We start from the raw sequence: 3335 nt of genomic DNA on the forward strand, positions 1-3335 counted from the left end.
TTCCGAGGTTGAGCCCCGGGCTTTCACATCTGACTTAACAAACCACCTGCATGCGCTTTACGCCCAGTAATTCCGATTAACGCTCGCACCCTCCGTATTACCGCGGCTGCTGGCACGGAGTTAGCCGGTGCTTCTTCTGTCGCTAACGTCAAACAATACAGCTATTAACTATACCGCCTTCCTCACGACTGAAAGTGCTTTACAACCCGAAGGCCTTCTTCACACACGCGGCATGGCTGCATCAGGCTTGCGCCCATTGTGCAATATTCCCCACTGCTGCCTCCCGTAGGAGTCTGGACCGTGTCTCAGTTCCAGTGTGGCTGATCATCCTCTCAGACCAGCTAGGGATCGTCGCCTTGGTGAGCCTTTACCTCACCAACTAGCTAATCCCACCTAGGCATATCCTGACGCGAGAGGCCCGAAGGTCCCCCTCTTTGGCCCGAAGGCATTATGCGGTATTAGCCATCGTTTCCAATGGTTATCCCCCACATCAGGGCAATTTCCTAGGCATTACTCACCCGTCCGCCGCTCGACGCCGTTATCGTTCCCCGAAGGTTCAGATAACTCGTTTCCGCTCGACTTGCATGTGTTAGGCCTGCCGCCAGCGTTCAATCTGAGCCATGATCAAACTCTTCAATTTAAAGTTTTTGTGACTCAATGAATACTGACTTCAAAACTCATCCTTACTCGAAAGTAAGAAGTAATTCTAAAGCTATTATCGTTCCAACAGAACGATAATGAATTGACTGTGCCAAGTCTTTCGACTCGTTTGGTCACTCAGTTCATTGAAATCGAATTTGAAGCCTAAGCTTCTAATTGGATTATCATCAACGAGTGCCCACACAGATTGATAGGTTCTTATTTTTAAAGAGCGTTTCTAACATTCTTAGCAACTTAATTGCTCGTTGTTAGGGGTGCGTATCTTACTCTGCACCGTGAGATAGTCAAGCCTTTTTTCAAGTTCTTTTTCTCTCTTTCCCGACTCGCAGTGTGACTTTCGTCTCACTCCGTGTCGGTGGATGCGCAGTATAGGGAATCCAGAAATGAGCGCAACCCTTTTTTTGAAAAAAAACGCCAACTGAACAAATAACCAACACTTCGTCTAGGTATAAGGCAAAACTCACAGTCTATGGCGTAATTATTCAGATATTAGAGTAGTTGAAGTCAGATTTTATTGTGATTTTCTGGCAGTTTTCCATCACGACCTCTTCTTCTATTAAAATTAAAGGAACCTACTTTACCGATAGTACGTCTTAAACCGATAGAACATCCAGACTAATGTCTGTTTTAACAAAAATGGAGTTTTGATCCAGATCACTGCACTCTCACACACATAGAACGATAATGATAATCGTTATCAGAAAGGAGGTGTTATTATGAAAGCTGCTGTCGTTAGCGAATTTAAAGGTCCACTCATTATTAAAGATATCCCTCTACCCAACATTAAACCTCGCGATGTGCTCGTGAAAGTCCACGCATGCGGTGTTTGCCATACCGATCTACACGCTTGTCATGGTGACTGGCCAGTAAAACCTAAGATGCCTCTCGTTCCTGGTCATGAAGGTGTAGGCGAAATCGTTGAAGTTGGTAGTGAGATACATCACCTCAAAGCGGGTGATCGTGTCGGTATTCCGTGGCTCTATAGTGCGTGCGGTCATTGTGACTACTGCTTGGAAGGTCAAGAAACACTTTGTTTAGATCAACATAACGCTGGTTATTCTGTCGACGGTGGCTATGCTGAGTTCTGTCTTGCTCACGGGGAATACGTGGTGAAGATTCCGGATGGTATAAGTTACGTAGATGCGGCTCCTTTATTCTGTGCAGGTGTGACGACTTATAAGGCACTCAAAGTCACTGATGTCAAACCAGGTCAATGGGTCGCAATTGTCGGCGCAGGAGGTTTAGGTCATTTAGCGATTCAATATGCAGCAGCAATGGGCATGAATGTTATTGCTGTTGACACTGGCGACGAAAAGCTTGCACTAGCCAAAAGCCTAGGAGCACAACACACCATCGACTTTATGAAAGAGAAGCCATCGGAGCGCATCAAAGACATTACCAATGGCGGTGTACACGGTGTTGTCTGTACTGCCGTTTCTAAGCCAGCATTCCAAGAGGCTTATCACTCCGTGCGTCGTGGTGGTGCATGCGTACTTGTTGGTCTTCCTCCAGAAGAGATGCCAATCCCCATCTTTGATACTGTGCTAAATGGTATCAAAGTGATTGGTTCTATTGTCGGCACACGCAAAGACTTACAGGAGTGCTTACAATTTGCAGCTGAAGGAAAAGTAAAAGCAATCATTGAAGTCAAACGGCTTGAAGATATCAATGACATTTTTGCTGATATGGAGAGAGGTGAAATCAATGGGCGTATCGTGATGGCGTTCACCTGATTTTAGCTTTTATTTTCTTTCCTGTATTAATCCTTTTATATAGAGAGCAAAAAGAGCGGCACTTTTGTGCTGCTCTTTGGTTTTTGCTTTTACGTGGGTTGATTCAACTCAACTCGTGGAGATGTGTCTCTTTTATTACATACATAAGAACAGATATTGCACTCATGAGAACAGAGCATCCTTGCCCTACTCTTTACAACAGTTTGGTTAGGGAATATCTAACGTACCGTTGTTTTCGATAACACATTGAATTGGCAAGAGTGGAGCATGCTTAATTCACAATGGCGTTATCTTTAATGAGGAACTTAGTTTTTCAAAACTTTTACGGTGTAGCTACCGTCTTTTTGTTGGTATAAACCGTGGATATCAGTCTCAAAGCCCGGGTAATGCGCACCGATATCACAAAGCATCTCTAAGAAGTCCAGCACAGGGCGAGACTCTTGAGTCACCATTTCGCCAGGAAGTACTAGTGGCACACCCGGAGGGTAAGGAAGGATCATGTTTGCACTAACACGGCCAACCATTTCTTCCAGTTTAACTTCTTCGATGTTGCCACGAAGCTCTTCTTGCCATGCTGCATGTGGCGTCACTTTCATTTCTGGAAGCACATCAAACGCTTTGTACATTAGCTCTGGTAGATTGTATTTCTTAGTTAGGTCATGAATTGCTTGTGCTAATTCTTGAACACGCATGCCTTCATAAAAGCTTGGGTCTTCGTTATATAACGAAGGCAGGAAGCTCTTGATGGTTAGGTTCAAGTCATAGCCACGTTTAAATTCCGTTAGACCACGTAGCAATTGCATGGCTTTTGATTTGTCGATACCGATTGAGAATAGGAACAACAAGTTGTATGGACCTGTTTTCTCTACCACGATACCACGCTCGTCTAAGAATTTAGCCACCAGCGAAGCAGGAATACCTGATTCTTCTAGTTCACCTTCT

Annotated in this window: 1 protein-coding gene, 1 rRNA gene and 1 pseudogene; 1 reads left to right on the top strand and 2 read right to left on the bottom strand. The window is 44.6% G+C overall.

The window, feature by feature from the left end; translation table 11 throughout:
* Positions 1–640: ribosomal RNA gene (locus AND4_RS18460) — 16S ribosomal RNA — on the bottom strand; the annotation flags it as partial.
* A 736-nt stretch (positions 641–1376) separates the two neighbouring features.
* Here AND4_RS18460 and adhP point away from each other — a divergent pair.
* Complete coding sequence (adhP, locus tag AND4_RS18465; protein ID WP_009844503.1) at positions 1377–2393, top strand: alcohol dehydrogenase AdhP; 1017 nt, start codon at positions 1377–1379, stop codon at positions 2391–2393.
* Positions 2394–2698: 305 nt separating this feature from the next.
* Here the strand turns inward: adhP and AND4_RS18470 are convergent.
* Positions 2699–3335: pseudogene (locus tag AND4_RS18470) on the bottom strand (lysine decarboxylase LdcC); the annotation flags it as partial.

Source organism: Vibrio sp. AND4 (assembly GCF_000171815.1).
Lineage (GTDB): Bacteria > Pseudomonadota > Gammaproteobacteria > Enterobacterales > Vibrionaceae > Vibrio.